Here is a 21,767-nt window from a genome sequence, read left to right as displayed (position 1 = left end):
GTAAAAAAACCGGGCATTGCCCGGTTTTTTTTCAGGTCATGCGTGCCATATGTTTCGCGCCGTCGGCCGGCGCATCATGCCCCAGGCCGCCAGCAAGGCCCCGCCGACGATCACCGCCTTCACCGGTGTCGAGCGCAACTGATAAGCCTGGTACACGCTGCGCTCGCTGGTCTTGTGCGGCAAATTGTTCCGCTGCCGCAGCTCGCGCGCCGGATCCGGCGCATACAGGGCATCCTTCCGGTCCGGATTGTTCGGCACGTCCATTTGCTGCTGCTGGCGGAACACCATCGCCCGCATCAGGCCGTCCAGCGGACGCGGCAGCACATTGCCCATCACCGACAGCAGCCTGGCGCGTCCGCCCACGAACAGGTCGCGCTCCGGCGTCACGGCCGCGTGCAGGATGGTCTTCGCCACCAGTTCCGGCGCGTAGATCGGCGGCGGCAGGTCGGGCTCGTGCTCCATGTAGTTCCTGGCGTGGGCCGGGAAGGGCGTGTCGATGGCGGCCGGCTTCACCAGGGTCAGCGAGATCGGCGCTTTGTCCTTTTCCAGCTCCATGCGCAGGGATTCCGTGAAGGCCCGCACCGCGTGCTTGGAGGCGGCGTAAGTGCCCATCAGCGGCACCGAGCGGTCCGAGGCTTCGCTGCCGATGGTGATGATGGCGCCGCCACCGTGCATCTTCATGTGCTTGACCGCGGTCAGGCTGCCGTGCACCACGCCCCAGAAATTGGTCTGCATGACGCGCTGCATGTCTTCCAGCGGGGTCTGCTCCAGGGTGCCGTAGACGCCGATGCCGGCATTGTTGACCCAGGTGTCGATGCGGCCGAAGCGCTCGATCGCGGCCTGGCCGATGCGCTCGACGTCGGCCGGGTTGCCGACGTCGGCCGCCACCGTGATCGCGTCGACGCCGCGCTGGCGCATCTCGTGCGCCAGGGTGTCGAGCGCATCGGCGTCGCGCGCGGCCAGCACCAGCTTGACGCCGGCCTCGGCCGCCTGGCGCGCGGTCACCAGGCCGATGCCGCTGGTCGCCCCGGTCAGGACCATCACTTGTTCATTCAGTTTCTTGAGTTTGACTGACATGGTCGTTCCTTTCCCATCCGGGTGTTCAGAAGGCGCTGCGCAGATGATTGCGTCGGCTTAGTTTCCACGCGGCGAACAGGGCGCCGGCGCCGAGCAGGGCGGGCATGATCTTGTTCGCGCGCAGCGAGACGGCCGTGTAGGCGCTGGATTCGGCCACATGATGCTTGTCGTCCATGCCCTGGCGCTGGCGCAGCTCGTTGCGCGGATCGAACTCGTGCAGCGCGTCCTTGCGGTTCGGCGAGCTCGGCACGTCGGACTGCTGCTGCTCGAACATCGAGGCGTTCATGAACTTGTCGAGCGCGCGCGGCATGGCGAAGCCGCTCGAGGCGATCGCCTTCGACGCGCCGCCCACGTAGACGTCGCGCTTCGGGTGCTGGGCCGCGTACAGGATGGCCTTGGCGACCACTTCCGGCGCGTAGATGGGCGGCGGCAGAGCCGGTTCCTTCTCCATGTAGTTCCTGGCGTGCACGGTGAACATGGTGTCGATCGCGGCGGGCTTGATCAGAGTGACGGCCAGCGGCGCGCCTTCCTTTTCCAGCTCCATGCGCAGGGCGTCCGTGAAGGCTTTCACGGCGTGCTTGGAGGCCGAGTACAGGCCCTGCAGCGGCACCGCGCGTTCCGACAGCTCGCTGCCGAGGTTGATGATGGCGCCGCCGCCGCGCGCCTTCATGTGCTTGACGGCTTCCAGCGAGCCGTGCACCACGCCCCAGTAATTGGTCTGGAACAGGCGCTGCATGTCTTCCAGCGCCACGTCCTCGTTGCGGCCGAAGATCGAGATGCCGGCATTGTTGATCCAGGTGTCGATGCGGCCGAAGCGCGCCATCGCCGTGCTGCCGATGCGGGCTACGTCCTCGGCCTTGCCGACATCGGCCGTGACGGTGGCGACCTGCGTGCCTTTGCGGCGCAGCTCGCCGGCCAGCTGGTCCAGCGCCTCGCCGTTGCGCGCCGCCAGCACCAGCCTGGCGCCCTGCTCGGCGGCCAGGCGCGCGGTGGTCAGGCCGATGCCGCTGGTGGCGCCGGTGATGACCACCACCTGTTCGTCGATCTTGCGTAATTGCACTGACATGAATGCCCCCTGTGGTTAGCTTGTGAACACGACAATCGTGACCAAGTCCGGGAATTCAAGTCGCACGCGTCAAAACGTCGTCCCCGCGAAGGCGCGAAGGCGGGGACGACGGGTCAACTATTATTTCTTGCCAGGCTGATAGATCTGATCAAACACGCCGCCATCCGCGAAGTGGGTCTTCTGCGCCTTGGTCCAGTCGCCGGCGATGTCGGCGATGGTGAACAGCGCGACCTTCGGGAATTGCGCCGCGTATTGCTTGGCGTAGGGCTCGACCACCGGGCGGTAGTAATTCTTGGCGGCGATCTGCTGGCCTTCGGCGCTGTACAGGTATTGCAGATAGGCTTCCGCAACGGCGCGGGTACCGTGCTTGTCGACCACCTTGTCGACCACCGCCACCGGCGGCTCGGCCAGGATGCTGACGGAGGGAGCGACGATTTCGAACTTGTCCGGGCCGAGCTCCTTGACGGCCAACAAGGCTTCGTTTTCCCAGGCGATCAGGACGTCGCCGATGCCGCGCTCCACGAAGGTGGTGGTGGCGCCGCGTGCGCCGGAATCCAGCACCGGCACGTTCTTGTACAGTTTGGCGAGGTAGTCGCGCGCCTTGGCGTCGTTGCCGCCCGGCTGGCGCAGGGCATAGCCGTAGGCCGCCAGGTGGTTCCAGCGGGCGCCGCCCGAGGTCTTCGGATTCGGCGTGATGACGGAGACGCCCGGCTTGACCAGGTCGCCCCAGTCGCGGATCGCCTTCGGATTGCCCTTGCGCACCAGGAACACGATGGTCGAGGTGTAGGGGGCGCTGCGATGCGCCAGGCGGCCCTGCCAGTTGTGCGCGATAAGGCCGCGTTCGCTGATAGCATCGATGTCATAGGCCAGCGCCAGCGTGACGATGTCGGCGGACAGGCCGTCGATCACCGAGCGGGCCTGCTTGCCGGACCCGCCATGCGACTGCTTGATGGTGAGGTTGTCGCCGGTCCTGGCCTTCCACTGGCGGGCGAAGGCCTGGTTGAAGTCCTGGTACAGCTCCCGCGTCGGGTCGTAGGACACGTTCAGCAGGGTGATGTCGGCGGCGTAGGCGGCGGACTGGCCCAGGGTAGAGCCGAGAAGCGCGAACAGGGCCAGCGCAGCGGCGATTTTTTTATGAACCATCGTTTTCTTTCGGTGCAGTGAGGAAGCCTTAGATTAGGTTCCTGCTCAGCGAAAGAAAACGAATTAAAACGATGAACCTTATGCGCTTTTCAGTGCGCCGACTTTTAATGCGCCTTGGACAGGATCAGCAGCCAGCGGCGGAACAGCAGCACTTCCAGGTGACCCGGCACGACGCCGGTGTCGAATTCGATGATCGGGTTGACTGCATAGAAACGCTTGCGGAAATCACGGGTAACCAGAATCTCGCGGCGGCCAAGGCGGACAAGGAACGGGGTCGGTGCGTATTCCAGGCCGAAGGAGCTGTTCAGAGTAGTCATGACGATCCCTTAATCGAATTATGTTGGTCAATGTTGTGTTGCAGTGAAGCTAGAATATCACAAGTACTGTATAAATCCACAGTTACTGTACGCATCCCCAGTTCTTTTTCGCAACTGTTGTATTTTCACCAAATCGCCCCATCTGGAGCGGCATGCTGAATCCCGTCTCCAGACTGCACCGCTTCGTCGCCGCGCGCTTCTCTCCAGAAGGGGAGACGGGCCTGCATTTCACCATCGGCGTGGCGCTGATCCTGCTTGCGGCCCTGGCCTTCGGTGAGATCGCCGAGGACGTGGTCGAGGGCGACAAGATCACCCTCATCGACGTCCAGCTGGCGCACTGGTTCCGCGAGCGCGCCACCGCCGGCTTCACCGAGCTCATGCTCTTCATCACGCACTGGAACGGCATCGCCGGTTCCAGCGTCATGGGCGTGCTGCTGGCCGCCTGGTTCTGGTACCGTAAGGCGCACTACTGGCTGGTGGTGGTGCTGGCGGCGGTGCCGGGCGGGATGCTGCTCAACCTCGCCCTCAAGAATATTTTTCAACGCGCCCGTCCCAGCCTGGAGGATCCCCTGTTGACCTTGTCCACGTATAGCTTCCCCAGCGGCCACACGGCGGCCGCGACCGTGTTCTACGGCCTGCTGGCCTGCTACCTGGTGCGCCGCGTGCGGACCTGGCCGGCGCGCGCCGCCATCGTCGCCGCCTGCGTGGCGATGGTGATGCTGGTGGCGCTGTCGCGCATGTACCTGGGCGTGCACTACCTGTCCGACGTGCTGGCCGCCGCCGCGGAAGGCGCGGCCTGGCTGGCGGTCTGTATCACCGCCATCTCGACCCTTCACCGGCGCCGCATCGCGCGTGCGCGCGGGCAGGAGGTATCGGCATGAACGCGCGCACGAAACCGGTCACCGTGATCGTCAACGGCGGCGCCGGCCATGGCCATGACGACCAGGCCGCGGAGGACCTGCGCGCCAAACTGCGCGAGGCCGGCCTGGACGCCGAACTGGTGCTGGCCAAGGACGGCGAAGAGATGATCGCCGCCGCGCGGCGCGCACTGGAGAACGGCGCGCAGATGGTGGCGGCCGGCGGCGGCGACGGCACCATCAACGCGGTCGCCTCCGTGATGGCGGGCAGCGGCGTGCACTTCGGCGTGCTGCCGCTCGGGACCCTGAACCATTTCGCGAAGGACCTCGGCATTCCGCTCGACCTCGACGAGGCCGTGCGCAACCTGGCCGGCGGCGTGCCGCGCCAGGTCGACGCCGGCGAAGTCAACGGCCGCATCTTCCTGAACAACTCCAGCCTCGGCCTGTATCCGGACATCGTGCGCGACCGCGAGAAGCAGCAGCGCCGCCTGGGCCGCGGCAAGTGGCCGGCGGCGCTGTGGGCGACCCTGGCCGCGCTGCGCCGCTATCCCTTCCTGTCGATGCGCCTGACCGTCAAGGGCGAAACGCTGGCGCGGCGCACGCCCTTCGTCTTCATCGGCAACAACCGCTACACCATGCAGGGCCTGGCGATCGGCGAGCGCGACCGCCTCGACGACGGACTACTGAGCCTGTACGTGGCCCAGCATCCGACCCGCCTCGGCCTGCTGCGCTTTGCCGTCGACGCCTTGCTGGGCAAGCTGGGCAGCGAGCGCGACTTCGACGTGCTGGAAGCGGAGGGCTTCGAGATCGGCACCCATCACAAGCGGATGCACGTGGCCCTGGATGGCGAAGTCACGCAGATGGACACGCCCTTGCGCTACCGGGTGCGGCCTGGCGCACTGACGGTGCTGGTCCCGGCTGCGACAATCGTATCGACGACAACGACAAAGACTTCGGGAAAGGAGCTTGACCCCCATGCGCACACTCGTACACCTCTCTGACCTGCATTTCGGCCGCGTCGACGCCGAACTCCTGGACCCGCTGCGCGACCTGGTCCACAAGATCGCGCCGACCGTGGTGGTGGTCTCCGGCGACCTGACGCAGCGCGCGAAAAGCGAGCAGTTCGAGGAAGCCAAGGCCTGGCTCGACACCTTGCCGGGACCGCAGGTCATCGTCCCCGGCAACCACGACATCTCGCTGTACAACGTGTTCCGCCGCTTCGTGCTGCCGCTGGACCGCTACAAGCGCTACATCACCGACGACCTCGACCCGGTCTACATCGACGAAGAGGTGGCGGTGCTGGGCGTGAACACCGCGCGCTCGCTCACCTGGAAGGACGGGCGCGTCAACCGGGAACAGGTGGCGAAGATCCGCGAGACTCTGGCCGGGCTCCCGCCCGGGGTGGTGCGGGTGGTCGTCACGCACCATCCCTTCGACCTGCCGGAGGGCGCCGAAGAAGACGACCTGGTCGATCGCGCCCAGATGGCGATGGACGCCTTCGCCGAGACCGGCGTCGACCTGCTGATGGCCGGCCACCTGCACAAGAGCCACGCCGGCAACACCCAGGCGCGCTACAAGATCAGCGAGTACGCGGCGCTGGTGGTGCAGGCCGGGACCGCGACCTCGACCCGGGGCCGGGGCGAGGTGAATTCCTTCAATGTGATCCGGACCGACCCGCAAAAGATCGAGGTGGACCGGTATGGCTGGGATGCGGTGCACAAGCAGTTCCAGTTGCTGGCGACCGAGAAGTTCATGCGGAGCGGGAATATCTGGACGGAGGTGAATGAAGGGATGCTGGCGGCAGGGATCTAGGCCCGCTGCCCACAAACGTCATTCCCGCGAAGGCGGGAATCCAGGTTTGCATGCGTTTCGACTGCTCGTCCGACTTGGGTCCCCGCCTTCGCGGGGACGACGATATCAGATCCAGTATTCCCCCAACCTTGCCGCCCACTCCCGGATCCTGTCCATCCACGGCCGGTGCTTCCACCGCTCCAGCGTCACTTCCTTCGAATCCCGCAAATCCTCATTGAAGGCGCTCTCCATCGCCTGCCCGAAGGCCGGATCCAGCACCACCACATTCAACTCATAGTTGTGCAGGAAGCTGCGGCGGTCGATATTCGCCGAGCCGATGGTCGACCAGGCGCCGTCGATCACCGCCGTCTTGGCGTGCAGCACCGCCACCTGCAGCTCGAAGATCTTCACACCGGCCTTCAATAGCTGGTCGTAGAAGCCCTGGCCGGCGTAACGGATCATGCTGTGGTCGGACACGCCCGGCAGCACCAGCCTGACGTCCACCCCGCGGCGGGCGGCGGCGCCGAGGGCGTCGACGATCTGCTGGTCGGGCACGAAGTAGGCCGAGGTGATGTGGATGCTTTTTTTGGACTCCTGGATGGCGACCATCAGCGCCTTGTAGATGCTCGAGTCGCCTTCCGGATTGCCGGCCAGGACGCGGACCAGCTTGTCGCCGGCGGCGCTCAGGGTGGGGAAGTACTCGGCGTTCGGCAGCTCGCCGCCTTCCTGCTCCACCCACAGGTTGACGAAGGACCACTGCAGCGGCGCCACCGCCGGCCCCTCGATCTTGACGTGGGTGTCGCGCCAGCCGACCTTTTTCCCGTCCGCGGTTTCCTTCTTGAATTTCGAGCGGAACAGCGAGCTGTTGGCATAGGTCGAGCTGATGTTGATGCCGCCGGTGAAGGCGATGCGGCCGTCGACCACCATCAGCTTGCGGTGGTTGCGGTTGTTCAGGTCCCAGTTGCCCTTGGCCTTGGCCGGGTTGACCGGGTTGAAGACCAGGACCCGGATGCCGGCCGCGCGCATGCGCTCGAAGAAGGCGGCCGGGGTGGCGATCGCACCGACCGCGTCGACCATGATGTTCACGGCCACGCCCTGGCGCTGCTTCTCGATCAGCACGTCGGCGAATTCGTTGCCGATCTGGTCCTGGTCGAAGATATAGGTCTCGAGGTTGATCGAGCTGGTGGCGGCGCGCGCCGCGGCCATCATCTCGCGCATGGTGGCTGGGCCGTCGAACAACAGGGTCACGCGGTTGCCGGCGATGAGCGGCACCCCGGTCGCTTCTTCCTCCAGCAATGCCATGGCCTTGAGGTCGGTCGTGGCACTGGCCCAGCGCTTCGAGACCAGCGCCGAAGCCTGCTTCGGCGCCAGCGTGCCGCGGGTCGTAGCGACGGCGGGCGTGGCCTTGTCCGGTGCGGCCGGGTCGACCTCGGGCAGGGACTTGCAGGCGATCAGGCACAGCCCCAGGCACAGGGCGCTTATCCAGGATTGCCAGGCTTGCCGGCTTTGCTTGCTAGGGGAGTTCATTCGGCACCTTTTGCTTGTTCGTTCAGAAAATCGGCTTTGGGGCCGATGAAGAAGTCCAGCGGCGCCATGCGCAGGCGCCGGCCCAGCGCGCGCAGCAGCGCGAAGCCGTGGTAGAAGCGGATCTTGCGGGCGCGCAGCGCGACCCACAGCGCCAGCCCGAAACTGACCAGCAGGTTGACCATGGCGATCAGGACGATGCCCAGCACCGTGATGACGATGGTTTCCCGGTCGACCTGGTAGTCGAGGCCGACGAAGCCGATCGCAAAGTTGGCAGAGGAGAAGGTCACGTGGCGCACGTCGAGCGGCAGGCCGAGCAGGAAGCCGAGCATGGCCGTGACGCCCATCAGGAGACCGAACACCGCATTGCCCATCAGGCCGCCGAGATTGTCTTCGACGTAGCGGCCGAAGCGCGCCAGGCGTTCCTTGCCCAGCAGGCGCCGCAAGCCGTGCAGCTGCTGCACGCGCAGGGCCATGCGGGTGTACAGGGCCTTGTTGTCGTAATAGCCGGACACCAGGCCGGAGACGAACAGCCAGACCCCGGCGATGGCAGCATGCAGCAGGGCCAGCGATTGCCAGGGATGGCTGTCTTCGATCAGGTGGCGGGCCTTGAACACATTCACCAGGTGGTGCCCGGTCAGGTACCAGTAGCCGAGCGCCAGCAGGAAGGAGATCGGGATCACGGTGGCCAGGTTGCCCAGCACCGCCGCCACCTGGGTGCGGAACACCTTGTTGACCAGGGCCGCCATGCTGTCGGCGTCGGCCTGCCTGTAGCGGCTGCTTTTCTGGTCGCTTTCGTGCAGGGCGGCGGCGATGCGCGCGGCGGTCATCGCCGGCTGCTTGGTGGCGACCGTAAAATGGAGCACGTGGATCAGCATGAAGCCGAACGCGTAGTTCATGCTGTACAGGGCGGCTTCGATCAGCGGCGCCCGGTGCAGGTAGGACATCAGGATCTTGATGACCGCCATGACGCTGATGATGAAGCCGGCGCCGGCGGCGGCGTTGAACATCTGGCGCAGCGCGCTGCGCTCCTCGGCGATGTAATGCTCGCCGGTGCGGCTGGCGTTTTCGGTCACGTTGCGCGCCAGCAGGTCGATGTTGTCGCGCACCAGGCCGCGCACCTGGTACTTGGTGTTGTGGGCTTCGGCCAGCTCCTGGGCCAGGTCGATCGCGGCGGCGCGGCGCGGCGAGATCGTCGGCTCGGCCGGCGCCGTGGATTCGATGGCCAGCGCAAGCAGGTCGACGCTCGGCGCGCCCGGCAGCTCGCCGCTGGTGTCGACCAGGAACAGCAGCTTGCGCAGCCGGTCGACGCTCTGGGTGATGGCGAGCAGCAGGTAAGTGAGGGAGACGCTGGTGCCGGCCGCCAGCGCACGTCGCCGTACTTTCAGCACCACTTCTTCGCACTGGTCCAGCATCACCAGCAGGTGGCGCGCGTCTTCCATGCGATCGAGCTCGCCGGCCAGCAGGCGGCCGTACTGGTCGAGGTAGTTGTTGGCCTCGATGTTCTGCATCAGGAAGGGCGAGTCGACTTCCTCGATCTCCATGTGGGCATGGATCAGCTTCGGCTCCAGGCCCAGCGCGCAGACGCGGCAGGAGAGGGTGCGGATCGCATCCAGCAGGCCGAGCAGGGTGACGTGGCGGGCGCGGCCGGTCGACGCATCCGCGGGCGGCGGGGCGTCAGCGACGGTGTCGAACAGCTCCAGCCAGTCGGCGTTCGGCACCGCGCGGATCCAGAGGTAATCGTCTTCGCGGCACAGCAGGCGGTCGAGGGTGTCGGACAGGTAGATTTCGTCGAGGGCCGGCGGCAGCATGCGGTAGGCGATGCGCTTTTTCAGCTCGGTGAAGAAGCCGTCGTTCGACAGGATGCCGACGTCGGAGTACAGGCTGGTGTGGCGGCGGGTTTCGAGCAGGGTGGTGAGGTAGCGGCGCAGGGCCCAGGCGTGGGCGGGATCGCCCTTCAGCAGCTGGGTCAGGGTGCGCACCTGGGCGCGCGCATAGGCGGCGTCCAGCGCGCGGCGCGGGCGCAGCTTGTCGACCAGGCCGACCAGCAGGTCGACGCGGTCGCTGTCGGGATCGAGGCGTTCAAGGATGTCGAGCATGAAGGCTAGTGTACCCGCGGACACCCCTGCGCTGTGTACGCCACCGAACTGAGCGGGCCGGGGCGCTGCGGTGCTGCGCCTGCCGGGTTACACTTGTGGGGTCCACATAGGGAGAAGATATGTATCTGACTTACTACAACGGCGAATGGGCCGAAGGGAATACGCCGCTGTTCGGCGCGATGGACCACAGTGTATGGCTGGGCTCCTCCGTGTTCGACGGCGCGCGCGCCCTGCGTGGCCACCTGCCGGACCTGCGCCCGCACCTGCAGCGCGTGATCGACTCGGCCGAGAAGCTGGGGCTGACCTGCCCGCTGTCGGTGGACCGGATGGAAACGCTGGTGCGCGAAGGCGTGGCGAAGTTCCCGCTTGACGCCGAGCTGTATATCCGTCCGCTGGTGTTCGCCTCCGAAGGCTTCCTGATCCCGGTGCCCGAGAAAGCCGGCTTCGCGCTGACCCTGTTCGACGCGCCGCTGCCGCCTTTCGCCGGCTTCTCGGCCTGCCTGTCGGACCTGCACCGCCCGCAGCCGACCATGGCGCCAACCGACGCCAAGGCCTCGGCCCTGTACGCCAACACCGCCCGCGCCCTGCGCGACGCGCGCGCCCGCGGCTTCGACAATGCCATCATGCTCGACCTGGCCGGCAACGTGGCCGAGTTCGCGTCCTCGAACCTGTTCCTGGTCACCGGGGACGGCGCGGTGGTGACGCCGGCCCTGAACGGCACCTTCCTGGCCGGCATCACCCGCGCCCGCGTGATGGCGCTGCTGAAAGAGGCGGGCGTGACGGTCGAAGAACGTACGGTCAAGCCGGAAGAGCTGGACACCGCCCGCGAAATCTTCAGCACCGGCAACTACGGCAAAGTCACCCCCTGCGTCCGCTACAACGCGCGCGAACTGCCGGCCGGCCCAGTCGCAAAACAAGCACGCGACCTGTACATGGCCTACACCGAAACCACGTAACTTTGCGTGGAATCAAACCGGGGTCAGACCCCGGTTTTTGGAAACGGCTTGTGGGAAATTGCCTCAAATCGGGGTCTGACCCCGGTTTGAGGTAGGTTAAAAAAAAGCCGGGATCGGCTTGCGCCAGTCCCGGCTGAAATCCCGTGGGGGTCGTTGCTGCTACTTCGCTTGCGGGATACCGATTGGACGGAGCGTGCCGCAGTCGGCGCTCAGCCATTTGCCGGCGACGTCCATGTCCACGACCTGTTGCCTGCCGCCTTCCGTGCCCTTGATGTGCATCTTGGCGCGGTAGCTGGTGTCGCTGTCCAGGGTCATTTCGCCTTCGCCGCTGGTGGGCGGCCTGGTGCAGCTGAAGGCGATCTTCATCTTGCTGGCGGACTGCTGGGTGAGCTTCTGCTTGCAGTCGCCTTCCTGCACCGGGAATTCCTTCCGCTGGATCATTTCCTTCGTCATGCACAGGCGCGTCGTCAGCGCCCCGCCGGCGCCGATGTTCATCTGCACACCGTTGCGTTCCATCATCTGCTGCATGGCCTTGCGCTGTTCCGGCGGCATGCTGGCCAGTTGCCTCTGCATCTCGGCCATGGCCGACTGCATCTGGCCGTCGCCGGAGCTGACCGTGTTGCTCAGCTCCCAGAGCCCCGGCTTCATGGTCTGGGCGCCGGCCGGCAGGGCCGCGCAAGCCAGGACCATCGCGCCGGACAAGACGGCAAGGGGTTTCTTCATGGGGATGTTCTCCTGTAATGGGATGCATTGTGGCGGGCGCGCCGGTTTCCCGGCAGCACCACCGATGGGGGGAAAAGAATTCAGGAGGCCTCGTGCCGGCCCAGCACCCGGCGCTCCAGGTGCAGCAGCAGCAGCACGGTCTTGGCGTCGACAATGCCGCCGGTGTCGATCAGGGCCAGCGCATCGTCGAAGTCCATTTCGACCACCTCGATGTCTTCGCCTTCCTCGGGCTTGCCGCCGCCTGGGCCACTGCGCTTCGAGGGATCGTATTCGGCGACGAACAAATGGATGCGCTCGGTCAGCGCACCGGGGCTGGCGAACAGCTGCAGGACCGGATCGGCATGGTCGATCTCGTAGCCGGTTTCCTCGCGCGCCTCGGCAATCACCCGGTCGGCAGGCGCGGCGCCCTCCAGCACGCCGGCCACCGCCTCCAGCAGAAAGCCGTCGCTGCCATTCAAGAACGCCCCCAGGCGGAACTGGCGCGTCAGCACCACCGTGCGGCGTTCGCGGTTGTACAGCAGCACGGCGGCGCCGGAAGCGGCGTCGTAGATCTCGCGCTCCTGTTGCTGCCGGCCGCCGTCGCTGCGCAGCTGTTCGTACTTCACTTTCTTCAGCGGATAGTGGTCGTCCGCGAGGATCTTTTCGCCGACGATGCGGATGCGTGCTTCTGCCATGGCCTCTCCCGATCAAGACGTCAGCCGAGCATACACCGCGGGCATGAAAAAAGCCGCCCGGCTTGCGCGGGGCGGCTCTTGTTCATACCAAGCGCAAATTACTTGAACTTGTACGAAGCGGTCAGGCGGAAGTAGCGGCCCATACCGTTGTGCAGCTGGGTGTTGAAGCCTTCGTTCGGATAACGCGGATCATAAGGCGCCTTGGTATCCAGCAGGTTCTTGATGTTGGCCGACAGGGTCCAGTTCTTGAAGCCGGTGTACGAGTACGACGCGCCGAAGGTCAGCCATTCGTCGACGTTGCAGTCCGAGTTCGAGTACAGGTAGTTCGGCAGGCCGCCGGTCGACACGCCCTTCGGCACCGGCACGGTGTTGGTGCCGTAGTAGCAGAACGGAACCGGGTAGGTCGTGGTGTTGTCGGTACGGCGCATCAGCGAGACCGACGACACGTAGTCCGCCGACAGGGTCGCCGCGTGCTCGCCGCGGGTCCAGGTCGTCGCCAGGTTCAGGCGGTGACGCGGGATATCGCCCACCGAGGTCGCCCAGTCGGACAGGCCGCCGTTGGTGCCGACGACGTTGGTCGCGACTTCACCCGGACGCTCCGAACGCTTGTAGGTCAGCGCGTAGGTGTAGTTCAGGCGGGTCGACAGGCGGCCGTTCTCGCCCAGGTTCAGGCGGTGTGCGACTTCGAGGTCGATGCCCGAGGTGTCGGTCGAACCCTGGTTCACGAAGGTGCGGTTGATCGCCAGCAGCTGGCCCGAATTCGGGATCACCTTGCCGGTCGCGTCGACCAGGTTGTTGTTGTCGCGGATCGCCAGGCCCGGGTACAGGTCCGGGTGCTCGGCCACGAAGGTTGCCGACAGCAGGGCGGTCTCGTTTTCCTTACGAATACGGTAATAGTCGATCAGGATGTCGAGGTTCTTGGTCGCGTTGATGATCGAACCGAAGGAGTAGCTCTTCGAGGTTTCGTTCTTCAGGTTGGCGTTCGGGGTCGACATGGCCGAGATGCTGCGCGAGCAATCCAGCTTGTCCGCACCCGGCAGCGGGTTCACGCCGTCCGGGCAACGGATCGGATCGACGAAGCCGTTGTTGAACGACTGCACGCCGCCTGGCGAGACCTGCGACAGCGCCGGAGCGCGGAAGCCCTTGGCGTACGAGCCGCGGAAGGTGACCTGCTCGGTCGCTTCCCACTTGGCGCCGACCTTCGGCACGAAGCTCTTCGCGGTCGGGTACTTGTCGTAACGGCCGGCGAAGTCCATCTCGAAGGTCTTGGTGAACGGCGTGCGCAGTTCGACGAAGCCCGACTTGACGATGCGGCGGCCGTCCATCACGGAGTTGGCCAGGCCGATGATGTTGCCTTTGGCCAGTTCCGGATCCGAGGTCAGGCCGATCTTTTCCTGGCGGACTTCACCGCCGAAGGCAAAGCCGATGTCGCCGCCGGCCAGCTTGCCGAAGGTGGTCGAGGCCTTGGCGTCGATCTGCGCGACTTGCGAGAAGCCCAGGTTGTTGACGTCGCGGACCGCGTTCGGGTCGGCGATGGTCGCGGCGATGGTACGGTTCTCGGTCACGATGCGGTCGATGACCGGACGGTACAGGTAGCCGTGGCCCAGATCGTCACGCTCGGTGCGGTTGTACAGGAAGCCGGTTTCCCAGTCGAAGGCGCCGGTGGTGCCTTTCAGGCCGGTCAGGAAGCGGTAGGCCTTGTTGACGTTCTCGCCGCTGGCGTCGGTGCCGACGAAGCGGAATGCCGCCGCTGCGCGGTAGCCGGTGAACGGGTTGTCCGGGTGGCCGGACGGCAGCAGCAGCTGGTAGCTGGTCGGCAGGCCGTTGACGCGGAACACGGTGGTCGGTGCGGTCGACGAGATGGTCTTCGGCAGGCCGACGTATTCGCGCTCGACGCGCGAGAAGCCGATTTCGGTGAACGAGGTGACGTTCTCGCCCAGCTTGAACGTGACTTTCGACAGCAGGTTGACGTCGGTGCCCTTCGACTGCGCTTCGTAGTTGTCGTAGATGTCGTAGTTGCAGAACTGGCGGTTGTACAGCATCGAGGTCGAGGCGATGTTGTACTGCGGGCCGCCGGTGATGACGTTGCCCTGGCAGCCAGCGGTGCTGTTGACGACGTACTTGCCGTTGGCGGCGCTGGTCGAGAAGTTGGCGGCGCCGGCGGTCAGTTCACGGAAGATGAACGGGTTGGCCGAGACGTAGCTGCCGTAGCCGTTCAGGCGGCTGTTGATCTTGGCCAGCTCGTCTTTTTCGATGTCCTTGACATCCTTGATGCCGGTGTGGCCGCGCTTGGCGACGTCGAAGCTGATGAAGGCGTTGTAGCGATCCTTTTCCAGGTCGCCGAAGCCGACCACGCCGTTGATGTTGTTGCGGTTGAACTGCCCGTCATCGTTGGCCGAGGTCGAGGCCGAAATCTGCGCGCCCTGGTAGTCGTCCTTGGTGATGAAGTTGATGACGCCGGCGATCGCGTCCGAGCCGTACACGGCCGAAGCGCCATCCTTGAACACTTCGACGCGGGCGATGGCCGACACCGGGATGTTGTTCAGGTCATAGACGGTCGATTTGCCGTTGTTCGGGTCGGCGTAGGCCGATGCGGCGATGCGGCGGCCGTTCAGCAGGATCAGGGTCGAGGACGAGCCCAGGCCGCGCAGCGAGGCGGTCGAAACGCCTTTCGAGAAGCCGCCGTCGGTGATGTCGTTCGAGGTGCCCGAACCGAAAGCCGGGATGTTGTGCAGCAGTTCGGCAACGGTGTTGGCGCCGGTGGCGGTGATTTCCTTGGCGGTCATCACGGTGATCGGCGAGGAGTCTTCCTTGTCGGCGCGCTTGATGTTCGAGCCGGTCACGTAGACCTTCTGGGTCACGGGCTGCTCGGCCTGTGCGAATACGAAGCCTGGGGCTGCCAGGGTGAGGGCGACAGCGATGACGCTGTGCTTAACTGCGAATTGCTTAGTCAAAATCTCTCCAATGCTTTATCTCGAAGCCGGGGCTTCTCTTTGTCAACCTCGGCGGGTATTTATTCCTGCCAAGGGTGACGATCAAACCATTTCTGATGAGAAAAAGTCAAATTGGATTCGTGATTTTGTGTGGTCAATACAACGGGTATAAACAATAGTAATGGTGCTATGCAGAGATGGCAATATTTCTGTATATGCATAAGAAAAACTAATGCATACACATATGCATGCCTTGGAAACAATTTAGCGACAGCGATTTTGCTTGTGCGGAAACAAGAATTCTGGTGACAGGCGCATAGTCGGCGCTGCATTGCAATAAGGCTGCAATTGTCACGCAAACTCACCGGACGCCGCGCCAGGGCGGGCGGCGTCCGGCGCGGCATCAGCCGGCGCGGGCCGGTTCGTTGACGTAGATTTCGACGCGGCGGTTGCGGGCGCGGCCGGCCGGATCGTCGTTCGAGGCGACCGGCTCGCGCGCCGCGCGGCCTTCGACGGTAATGCGGTTCGGATCGATGCCGCGCGCCGCCAGGTAGTCGCGCGCATGGGCGGCGCGGTCGAGCGACAGCGGCTGGTTGATGCCGTCGCCGCCGGTGCTGTCGGTGTGGCCGATGATGGTCACATAGGTTGCCGGATTCTCGTTCAGGGTGGTCGCGAAGCGGTCGAGGATGGGCCGGAAATTCGGCTTGATGTCGGCGCGGTTGGTGTCGAACGAGATGTCGCTCGGGATCTCGAGCTTGAGGCGGTTGTCGGCGGTCTGCGAGACCTGCACGCCGGTGCCGCGCGTAGCCTGCTCCATCGCCTGGCGCTGCTGCTCCATGTGCCTGGACCAGACGTTGCCGGCCACCGCGCCGGCCAGGCCGCCCAGGACCGCGCCGCGGGTGGCGCGGCCGCTGCCGCCGCCGCCCGTGCTGGCGCCGAGGATGGCGCCCAGGCCCGCACCGACGCCGGCGCCGGTGGCGGTGCCGCGCTGGGTCGCGTTCATGTCCGCGCAGCCGCTGGCGGCCACGGCGAGGGCGGTCGCGCACAGGGTGGACCGGATGAAGGCAGTGTGTTTATGCATGATGTGCTCCTTCAAAGAAAGTATCCGTTTCGTAGTCGCACCCCTTGGCTGGGCACGACCGCGAAACGGATCGGTCAGTGTTGCTGCTAATGCGTGGCGGGCCTTATATGCCGCGTCCACTGATCAGGCGAACCAGGATCATGATGACGGCGACGACCAGCAGGATGTGGATGAAGCCGCCGACGGTATAGGAAGTTACCAGGCCCAGCAGCCAAAGAATAATGAGTACGACAGCGATAGTATAGAGCATGATAGTGTCCTCTTTTGTTTGAACCGGCGATGTCTTTGCCGTGAATTCAGTATCTCGGGATCCGTGGCTGTGCTCCGTACGCTGCCGTACATTAAGCCACGGATTTTTGTTCTTTTCGCAATGCCGGGACCCAGCCCATGAAGCCCGTCAAACCGATGAAACCGATGAGGCAGGTCAACATGCCGCCGGTGATCAGGAAGAACACGTCGTGGGCCGCGATCTCGGCGCCGGGCTGGGGCGCGGGACCGGCGCTGAGCAGGCCGAAGGCAGTGAGAAGCAGACCCCAGAGAATGATACCCATCCATGCGATGCTGTTCATGTGGACTCCCTTTCGTGTGGTTTGCCCTGATTCTTGACCGCCGGACGGCCGCGTTCCGTGCGCTGGCGCACATTGCGAAAAAGAAATTAAAAACGGGGCCGCAGCCCCGTTGGAAACGACCCGGCCTGCATGGCCGGTATGCATGGAACGTCCTTATGCCGAGCGCAGCGCCCCTTTGACGATGCGCACGCGGTCGCCGGTGCGCCATCCCGGCACGCTCTGCTGGTGGAAGGTGCGCAGGCTGCCGTCGTCCAGGCGGACCCGGATCTCGTAGCTGTGGTTGGCCTTCATGTTGCCTTCGACCTGGTTGCCCATCACGGCGCCGCCGACCGCGCCGGCCACCGTCGCCAGCTGGCGTCCATGGCCGCTGCCGACCTGGTTGCCCAGCAGGCCGCCGAGGATGGCGCCGCCGGCCGCACCGACGCCGCTGCCTTGCGCACGGGTCGTGATCTGGCGGATCGATTCGACGTTGCCGCAGTTGCCGCACCAGTTGCTCGAAGGCTCGGCCTGCGCCACGCGGGTCGTGGTCCTGGCCTTCGGATGGCTTTCACGCACCGGGGCTGGTTCATCGTAGCCGGCCGCCGTGGCGCCGGCGGCGCTGCTGCCGTAGGCCGTGCCGGCCGGGACGGCGTAGCCCGGCGGGTAGGTGCTGGCGGTGGTCGGCGCGATCGTCGCCGGCGGCATGGCCGGCAGCGGGGCTGTGGAGGAAGGCGTGGCCGGCACATAGCTGCCGACGGCCGGCTGGGCCGGGTAGGCGGGCGGCAGCGCGCCGGCCGCCATGCCGCCCGGCGCGGGGGCGCCCGGCTGCTGCAGGCTGGCCGACAGCGCGGCGCGCTCGGCCTCGCTGAGGCCGCCGTTCGCGGTGCGTCCTTTCGAGCTCGGCAGCCAGCCCATGATGGCGGCGGTGCCGACCGCGCAGAACAGGATGACGGCCAGCGCCGCCAGGATCAGGAGCGGATGCTGGCCCTTGCGGGCAGGGGATGTCGGTGGTGTCGGGTGCGTGTTCATGGGAGGTTCCTTTTCTTCTTCAGTCTGGTGGAGCCATTGTCCCTGTCAACAACACCCGGTTCCGTGCGTCACCGTACATACTCCGCCTGCCCGCGCCGTTACGCTGACTGAAAGTTGTTAGCAAATGATACCGCGACGCCAGGCGCAATTTCCCTGGCGTCCAACCGCGAGGGTCCGATGAATTATCCTGCTGCACCGATGGTCGCCGAGCATAACGCCAACCTGCTGCTGGCCGCGCTTCCGCCGGAAGACCTGGCACGCATGCTGCCGGCGCTCGACCAGGTCCAGGTGGAGCTGGGGGCCGTGCTGTGCGAACCGGGCGACCCCATCCGCCACATTTATTTTCCACACGATTGCCTGGTCTCGATGATGGCCGTGGCCGAAGTGCGCATGACGCTCGAGGTCGGCCTGGTCGGCCGCGAGGGCATGCTGGGCGCCACCGTCGCCCTCGGCCACGACACCACCCAGGTGCGCGCCGTGGTGCAGCGCGCCGGCAGCGCCAGCCGCATCGACGCCAATCTGTTCCGCACCGAATTCGCGCGCAGCCCGGCCCTGCAGCGGGTGCTCTACCGCTACACGGACACGCTGCTGGCCCAGGCCATCCAGATTGCCGTCTGCAGCCGCTACCACGTGCTGGAGGCGCGCCTGGCGCGTTCGCTGCTGGTCACGCGCGACCGCCTGCAGTCCGACCGCTTCCATTTGACGCACGAATTCCTGGCCCACGCGCTGGGCGTGCGCCGGGTCGGCGTCACCAAGGCCGCCAGCGCGCTGCAGCAGCAGGGACTGATCGACTACAGCCGCGGGAATATCGAGATCCTCGATCCCGAGGGCCTGGCGCAGGCGGCCTGCACCTGCTACGAGATCGTGCGCGAAGCCGGCGCCGGCGTGCCCGCACCCTTGTTCGTCTGAACCGGGGCCGTCCCGGCCCTGGTTTTCTGTTCCCATTCCGCCCCGTAAACGACAACGCCCCGCCGAAGCGGGGCGCTTGACTTGCGCGAGCCAGGAAGACTTAGTGGGTCTTGCTGGTCTGGTTGCCGATCACGCCGCCGACGGCTGCGCCGCCCACGGTGCCGACAGCGGAGCCGCCGGTCAGGACCGAGCCGGCCACCGCGCCGACGCCTGCGCCGACAGCGGTGTTACGGTCCTGGTTGGACATGCCTGCGCAGCCGGTCAGGGCCAGGGCAGCGGTAGCCAGCGAAGCGGTAACGACGATTTGTTTGATGGTTTTCATAGTGATCTCCTTACGGTGGGTTTCATTACCTGAGGCGCAGGTCATTCCTGACCGATTTCACGCCCCTGACGGTTCTGGCAGCGTTCGCTGCTGCTGCCACGTCGTCCGCCGAGCTGACGAATCCGCTCAGCTGGACGACTCCTCTCTCGGTGTCCACATCCAGCTCGGACACCGAGAGCTTCGGATTCCCGTTGATAGCTGCCTTGACTCCGGTCGTGATGGCGGCGTCGTCGATGGCCTGGCCGGTTGAACTACCGGTTGCGGCACATCCCGAGACAGTCGCCAATCCCAGCACCAAGGCGGCCAGCAGCGTCGCGGTACATCCGAATTGCTTCATCTTGCGTCCTTGCTTTGTTGCGTGATGCAGTGATACCAGAATAACAACGCACGAAAGCAAGGTCTGTACGACATCTCACACTACCGCACTCAAGGTTTCTGCTTGCCCGGCGGCGGCGCCTGCGGCTTGGCCCTGGCTTCGGCCAGCAGCGCGGCGCAGGGGCTGTCCTTGCCCGGACCGGTGTTGATCAGCGGCAGCAGGGCGGCGGCCGGCGCGGCCACCACCGCCAGCGCAACCGCGGCGCCGCCCTTCATGGCCAGCACTTTCTTGTCGAGCTGCAGGTCCGGTTTCTTGAAGGTGCCGCGCACGTAGAACGGCGTGCGCAGGGTGAACAGGCGCAGCGCCTTGGTCTCCGGCTTCACGCGCAGGTCCATCTGCTCGCTGCTCAGGTTGACGGTGCCGTTGATGTCGACGATCGCTTCCTCGGTGTCCAGCACGAAGGTATTGGTCGAGGCCACGCCGTTCTTGACGTCGAGGTCGGAGGCCAGGCAATTCAGTTTGACCTGCTTGTCGCCGAACAGTTTGGTGATGATGACGTTGCCGACGTTCAAACCGGCTTCCTCGAGCAGCAGCTTGCTGACCACGCCTTCGCTCACCAGGCCTTTTACCTCGCCATTCGATTTCGCCAGCATCTCGCCGACCGAGTCGCCGGTGGCGGTCAGCTTGGCCTGGGCGTAGATGTCGCCGGCGGTGGCCTGCTGGATCTTCTGGATCTGCGGGAACAGCTGCTTGACCTCGATGTGGCGCCCGGTGGCGTCCAGCGTGGCCTTGATCGCATCCTTGCCGGCGCTGCCGCTGCCGTCCAGCGTGATGTTCGAGGTCACGGTGCCGCCGGCCAGGCCGAAGTCCAGCGGCCGCAGCTTCAGCACGCCGTTGTCCATGGTGAGGTGGGTATTCAGCTTGTTGAGCGGCAGCTGGGCGGTCTTGACGATGCGGTCCGCCGTGAAGCGCACGTCGGCGTCGAGCACCTTCCATTTCGCGGTGTTGAATTTTTCCACCGGCAGCGCCTTGCTATTCGGCTGCACCGCGGCCACCCCGCGTTCGCGCTTGCTGGCGTTGGAATCGGCGCCGATCAGCGGCCCCAGGTCGGCAAAGCGCAACTGGTTCGAATGGATGGTGCCGGTCAGCTTGTTGCGCGGCTTGTGGGTGTGGAAAGTCAGGCTGCCGTTGATGTCGGACTCGCCCACCTTGCCCTTGAACTTCTCGTAGGTCCAGCTGCTCTGCTTGCCGTCCTTGCCGTCGCCCAGCGAGCCGGTCAGGTGGCCCTCGGTGGAGAAGGCCGGGGTCTCGGGCAGCACCACGCCGGTGAAGGCGTACAGGCGCGCCATGCTCGGCCCTGCCAGCTTCAGGCGCAGGTCGAGCCCGGCCAGTTTCGCGGGACGCGTGACCGTGCCCTGGACCGCCAGCGCATAGGGGCCGGAATGCACGTCGGCCTGGATCGGGAAGGGCGCATCCATGTTCTCCTTCAGGGTCAGCACGCCCCCTGTCTTGCCGCCGCCCGTCACCGGCGCATCGTTGTAGGTGCCGTGAACCTTGAAGCCGATGCCGTAGGTCGGGTCGTTGGCGATGGTGTCGACGTCGGCCGTGATGTCGGCGTCGGTGACCGCATCCTTGATGTGGATGACGCCTTTCGCCAGCACCAGGCGTTCGAGATCGAGCTCCCACTTCGATGCCTTCTTCTCGTGCTTGTACGCCCAGTTGTAGTGCGTGGCGTCGGTACGCAGCAGCTCGAGGCGCGGACCGTCGACGCGCAGCACCGGGATGTTGATCGTGTGGCTGAGCAGCGGAAAGGGATTCAGCGAAAACGAGATTTGGCGCACACTGGCGGTGTCGCCCTTTTGCATGTTGGCCGGATTGCCGACGTGGATGTCGTTTGCGTACAGGTGCGGCCAGGGAATGTGGTCGCGCCAGGTGCGCTGGCCGGGAACGATGCTCTGGGAAGGCCGCTCCCATTTGACGGAGAGGTCGCCGACGATGGCGAAGGGGCGCTCGATGGCCTCGCTGACCTTGGCGTTGAGCCAGGGTTTGACGCGGTTCCAGTCGAAGCTCAGGAGGATGATGATGGCGATGACCGGGATGGCGATCAATATGCCGACGATCCAGAGCACGGCCTTCAGCGCCCGCGACTTCGGGCGCTGGTCCTTGTGCTTGCCGGATGCGTTGCCGCGGTTCGTCTCGTCCGCCGGCCTGTTCTCCTCATGCTGTTGGGTTGTCATGGCAATCCTTCTGGTGGGAGTCTGTTGAGACCAGATTAACGTAAAGCTCATCCCGTCAATGTGCGGTGCCGCACCGTGGCGGGCCAGGCCTTGCGCCAAGGCCGCTCTATGTGCGGCAGCGAACCGATCTCTTCAAGCAAGAGGCTTATAACGTTACCAACACAA

21 protein-coding genes are annotated in these 21,767 nt (G+C 65.3%); 5 read left to right on the top strand and 16 right to left on the bottom strand.

What is annotated here, in order from left to right; all coding sequences use genetic code 11:
- Window positions 1-36: 36 nt before the first annotated feature.
- The 4 genes from ACFPO9_RS18365 to ACFPO9_RS18350 form a co-directional block, all read right to left on the bottom strand.
- The gene (locus tag ACFPO9_RS18365; protein ID WP_379773146.1) at window positions 37-1,077 is read right to left on the bottom strand and encodes an SDR family oxidoreductase; all 1,041 of its coding nucleotides are present in this window, start codon (window positions 1,075-1,077) and stop codon (window positions 37-39) included.
- 25 nt (window positions 1,078-1,102) lie between these two features.
- Window positions 1,103-2,143 carry an SDR family oxidoreductase gene (locus ACFPO9_RS18360; protein WP_379773143.1) on the bottom strand — a complete coding sequence of 347 codons (1,041 nt, stop codon included), beginning with the start codon at window positions 2,141-2,143 and terminating at the stop codon, window positions 1,103-1,105.
- 120 nt (window positions 2,144-2,263) lie between these two features.
- A complete protein-coding gene (locus ACFPO9_RS18355; RefSeq protein ID WP_379773140.1) occupies window positions 2,264-3,286 on the bottom strand; it encodes a sulfate ABC transporter substrate-binding protein in 1,023 nt (340 codons plus the stop codon).
- A gap of 104 nt (window positions 3,287-3,390) precedes the next feature.
- Window positions 3,391-3,603 (bottom strand): hypothetical protein, encoded by a 213-nt coding sequence (locus ACFPO9_RS18350; protein WP_379773138.1) that lies wholly within the window; start codon window positions 3,601-3,603, stop codon window positions 3,391-3,393.
- A gap of 152 nt (window positions 3,604-3,755) precedes the next feature.
- On the opposite strand from ACFPO9_RS18350, the gene ACFPO9_RS18345 reads away from it, so the two are divergent.
- Genes ACFPO9_RS18345 through ACFPO9_RS18335 form a run of 3 tightly spaced genes read left to right on the top strand, consistent with a single transcriptional unit; the run spans window position 3,756 to window position 6,272 of the window.
- Window positions 3,756-4,484 carry a phosphatase PAP2 family protein gene (locus ACFPO9_RS18345; protein ID WP_379773136.1) on the top strand — a complete coding sequence of 243 codons (729 nt, stop codon included), beginning with the start codon at window positions 3,756-3,758 and terminating at the stop codon, window positions 4,482-4,484.
- Window positions 4,481-5,461, top strand: coding sequence for a diacylglycerol/lipid kinase family protein (locus tag ACFPO9_RS18340; protein WP_379773133.1), 981 nt, complete (start codon window positions 4,481-4,483; stop codon window positions 5,459-5,461). The genes ACFPO9_RS18345 and ACFPO9_RS18340 overlap by 4 nt, the downstream gene beginning before the upstream one ends.
- Window positions 5,436-6,272 carry a metallophosphoesterase family protein gene (locus tag ACFPO9_RS18335; protein WP_379773131.1) on the top strand — a complete coding sequence of 279 codons (837 nt, stop codon included), beginning with the start codon at window positions 5,436-5,438 and terminating at the stop codon, window positions 6,270-6,272. The genes ACFPO9_RS18340 and ACFPO9_RS18335 overlap by 26 nt, the downstream gene beginning before the upstream one ends.
- 105 nt (window positions 6,273-6,377) lie before the next feature.
- On the opposite strand, the gene cls is transcribed toward ACFPO9_RS18335, so the two are convergent.
- Both cls and ACFPO9_RS18325 read right to left on the bottom strand, forming a co-directional pair.
- The gene (gene cls, locus ACFPO9_RS18330; RefSeq protein WP_379773128.1) at window positions 6,378-7,778 is read right to left on the bottom strand and encodes a cardiolipin synthase; all 1,401 of its coding nucleotides are present in this window, start codon (window positions 7,776-7,778) and stop codon (window positions 6,378-6,380) included.
- Complete coding sequence (locus tag ACFPO9_RS18325) at window positions 7,775-9,874, bottom strand: site-specific recombinase (RefSeq protein ID WP_379773125.1); 2,100 nt, start codon at window positions 9,872-9,874, stop codon at window positions 7,775-7,777. The genes cls and ACFPO9_RS18325 overlap by 4 nt, the downstream gene beginning before the upstream one ends.
- A gap of 119 nt (window positions 9,875-9,993) precedes the next feature.
- Between ACFPO9_RS18325 and ACFPO9_RS18320 the strand changes: the two genes are divergently transcribed.
- Window positions 9,994-10,830 (top strand): branched-chain amino acid aminotransferase, encoded by an 837-nt coding sequence (locus ACFPO9_RS18320; protein WP_379773123.1) that lies wholly within the window; start codon window positions 9,994-9,996, stop codon window positions 10,828-10,830.
- A 159-nt stretch (window positions 10,831-10,989) separates the two neighbouring features.
- Here ACFPO9_RS18320 and ACFPO9_RS18315 read toward each other — a convergent pair whose 3' ends face one another.
- The 7 genes from ACFPO9_RS18315 to ACFPO9_RS18285 all read right to left on the bottom strand — a co-directional run bounded on the left by ACFPO9_RS18315 (window position 10,990) and on the right by ACFPO9_RS18285 (window position 17,818).
- Complete coding sequence (locus tag ACFPO9_RS18315; protein ID WP_379773121.1) at window positions 10,990-11,553, bottom strand: DUF3617 domain-containing protein; 564 nt, start codon at window positions 11,551-11,553, stop codon at window positions 10,990-10,992.
- Window positions 11,554-11,633: 80 nt separating this feature from the next.
- Window positions 11,634-12,227 carry an NUDIX domain-containing protein gene (locus tag ACFPO9_RS18310; RefSeq protein ID WP_379773119.1) on the bottom strand — a complete coding sequence of 198 codons (594 nt, stop codon included), beginning with the start codon at window positions 12,225-12,227 and terminating at the stop codon, window positions 11,634-11,636.
- A gap of 98 nt (window positions 12,228-12,325) precedes the next feature.
- Entirely contained in the window at window positions 12,326-15,181 is a 2,856-nt protein-coding gene (locus ACFPO9_RS18305; RefSeq protein WP_379773116.1) for a TonB-dependent receptor domain-containing protein, read from the bottom strand.
- 382 nt (window positions 15,182-15,563) lie between these two features.
- Window positions 15,564-16,241, bottom strand: coding sequence for a YiaD family glycine zipper/OmpA-like lipoprotein (locus ACFPO9_RS18300; protein ID WP_379773113.1), 678 nt, complete (start codon window positions 16,239-16,241; stop codon window positions 15,564-15,566).
- Between the two features lie 103 nt (window positions 16,242-16,344).
- Window positions 16,345-16,491, bottom strand: a complete 147-nt coding sequence (locus ACFPO9_RS18295; protein WP_230029538.1) for a lmo0937 family membrane protein — start codon at window positions 16,489-16,491, stop codon at window positions 16,345-16,347.
- 91 nt (window positions 16,492-16,582) lie between these two features.
- Complete coding sequence (locus ACFPO9_RS18290) at window positions 16,583-16,810, bottom strand: hypothetical protein (protein ID WP_379773110.1); 228 nt, start codon at window positions 16,808-16,810, stop codon at window positions 16,583-16,585.
- Between the two features lie 153 nt (window positions 16,811-16,963).
- Window positions 16,964-17,818, bottom strand: a complete 855-nt coding sequence (locus tag ACFPO9_RS18285; protein ID WP_379773108.1) for a glycine zipper 2TM domain-containing protein — start codon at window positions 17,816-17,818, stop codon at window positions 16,964-16,966.
- Window positions 17,819-17,995: 177 nt separating this feature from the next.
- Here ACFPO9_RS18285 and ACFPO9_RS18280 point away from each other — a divergent pair, with 177 nt between their 5' ends.
- Window positions 17,996-18,727, top strand: a complete 732-nt coding sequence (locus ACFPO9_RS18280) for a Crp/Fnr family transcriptional regulator (RefSeq protein WP_379773105.1) — start codon at window positions 17,996-17,998, stop codon at window positions 18,725-18,727.
- 100 nt (window positions 18,728-18,827) lie between these two features.
- On the opposite strand, the gene ACFPO9_RS18275 is transcribed toward ACFPO9_RS18280, so the two are convergent.
- From ACFPO9_RS18275 to ACFPO9_RS18265, 3 genes are all read right to left on the bottom strand, one after another.
- Window positions 18,828-19,049, bottom strand: coding sequence for a glycine zipper 2TM domain-containing protein (locus ACFPO9_RS18275; protein WP_379773103.1), 222 nt, complete (start codon window positions 19,047-19,049; stop codon window positions 18,828-18,830).
- Window positions 19,050-19,074: 25 nt separating this feature from the next.
- Window positions 19,075-19,386: a BON domain-containing protein gene (locus ACFPO9_RS18270; protein WP_379773101.1), complete on the bottom strand. Its 312-nt coding sequence runs from the start codon at window positions 19,384-19,386 to the stop codon at window positions 19,075-19,077.
- 89 nt (window positions 19,387-19,475) lie between these two features.
- Complete coding sequence (locus ACFPO9_RS18265) at window positions 19,476-21,602, bottom strand: AsmA family protein (protein WP_379773098.1); 2,127 nt, start codon at window positions 21,600-21,602, stop codon at window positions 19,476-19,478.
- Window positions 21,603-21,767 lie beyond the last annotated feature (165 nt).

It is taken from the genome of Massilia aerilata (assembly GCF_042656905.1).
Classification (GTDB): domain Bacteria; phylum Pseudomonadota; class Gammaproteobacteria; order Burkholderiales; family Burkholderiaceae_D; genus Telluria; species Telluria aerilata.
The sequence above is the reverse complement of the archived record's forward strand: the minus strand, read 5'-3'. Positions and strand labels throughout refer to the sequence as shown.

Bases quoted from the DNA above. Each gene is read 5' to 3' on its own strand.
- ACFPO9_RS18365 (WP_379773146.1), bottom strand. From the start codon at position 1,077: ATGTCAGTCAAACTCAAGAAACTGAATGAACAAGTGATGGTCCTGACC.
- ACFPO9_RS18360 (WP_379773143.1), bottom strand. From the start codon at position 2,143: ATGTCAGTGCAATTACGCAAGATCGACGAACAGGTGGTGGTCATCACC.
- ACFPO9_RS18355 (WP_379773140.1), bottom strand. From the start codon at position 3,286: ATGGTTCATAAAAAAATCGCCGCTGCGCTGGCCCTGTTCGCGCTTCTC.
- ACFPO9_RS18350 (WP_379773138.1), bottom strand. From the start codon at position 3,603: ATGACTACTCTGAACAGCTCCTTCGGCCTGGAATACGCACCGACCCCG.
- ACFPO9_RS18345 (WP_379773136.1), top strand. From the start codon at position 3,756: ATGCTGAATCCCGTCTCCAGACTGCACCGCTTCGTCGCCGCGCGCTTC.
- ACFPO9_RS18340 (WP_379773133.1), top strand. From the start codon at position 4,481: ATGAACGCGCGCACGAAACCGGTCACCGTGATCGTCAACGGCGGCGCC.
- ACFPO9_RS18335 (WP_379773131.1), top strand. From the start codon at position 5,436: ATGCGCACACTCGTACACCTCTCTGACCTGCATTTCGGCCGCGTCGAC.
- cls (WP_379773128.1), bottom strand. From the start codon at position 7,778: ATGAACTCCCCTAGCAAGCAAAGCCGGCAAGCCTGGCAATCCTGGATA.
- ACFPO9_RS18325 (WP_379773125.1), bottom strand. From the start codon at position 9,874: ATGCTCGACATCCTTGAACGCCTCGATCCCGACAGCGACCGCGTCGAC.
- ACFPO9_RS18320 (WP_379773123.1), top strand. From the start codon at position 9,994: ATGTATCTGACTTACTACAACGGCGAATGGGCCGAAGGGAATACGCCG.
- ACFPO9_RS18315 (WP_379773121.1), bottom strand. From the start codon at position 11,553: ATGAAGAAACCCCTTGCCGTCTTGTCCGGCGCGATGGTCCTGGCTTGC.
- ACFPO9_RS18310 (WP_379773119.1), bottom strand. From the start codon at position 12,227: ATGGCAGAAGCACGCATCCGCATCGTCGGCGAAAAGATCCTCGCGGAC.
- ACFPO9_RS18300 (WP_379773113.1), bottom strand. From the start codon at position 16,241: ATGCATAAACACACTGCCTTCATCCGGTCCACCCTGTGCGCGACCGCC.
- ACFPO9_RS18295 (WP_230029538.1), bottom strand. From the start codon at position 16,491: ATGCTCTATACTATCGCTGTCGTACTCATTATTCTTTGGCTGCTGGGC.
- ACFPO9_RS18290 (WP_379773110.1), bottom strand. From the start codon at position 16,810: ATGAACAGCATCGCATGGATGGGTATCATTCTCTGGGGTCTGCTTCTC.
- ACFPO9_RS18285 (WP_379773108.1), bottom strand. From the start codon at position 17,818: ATGAACACGCACCCGACACCACCGACATCCCCTGCCCGCAAGGGCCAG.
- ACFPO9_RS18280 (WP_379773105.1), top strand. From the start codon at position 17,996: ATGAATTATCCTGCTGCACCGATGGTCGCCGAGCATAACGCCAACCTG.
- ACFPO9_RS18275 (WP_379773103.1), bottom strand. From the start codon at position 19,049: ATGAAAACCATCAAACAAATCGTCGTTACCGCTTCGCTGGCTACCGCT.
- ACFPO9_RS18270 (WP_379773101.1), bottom strand. From the start codon at position 19,386: ATGAAGCAATTCGGATGTACCGCGACGCTGCTGGCCGCCTTGGTGCTG.
- ACFPO9_RS18265 (WP_379773098.1), bottom strand. From the start codon at position 21,602: ATGACAACCCAACAGCATGAGGAGAACAGGCCGGCGGACGAGACGAAC.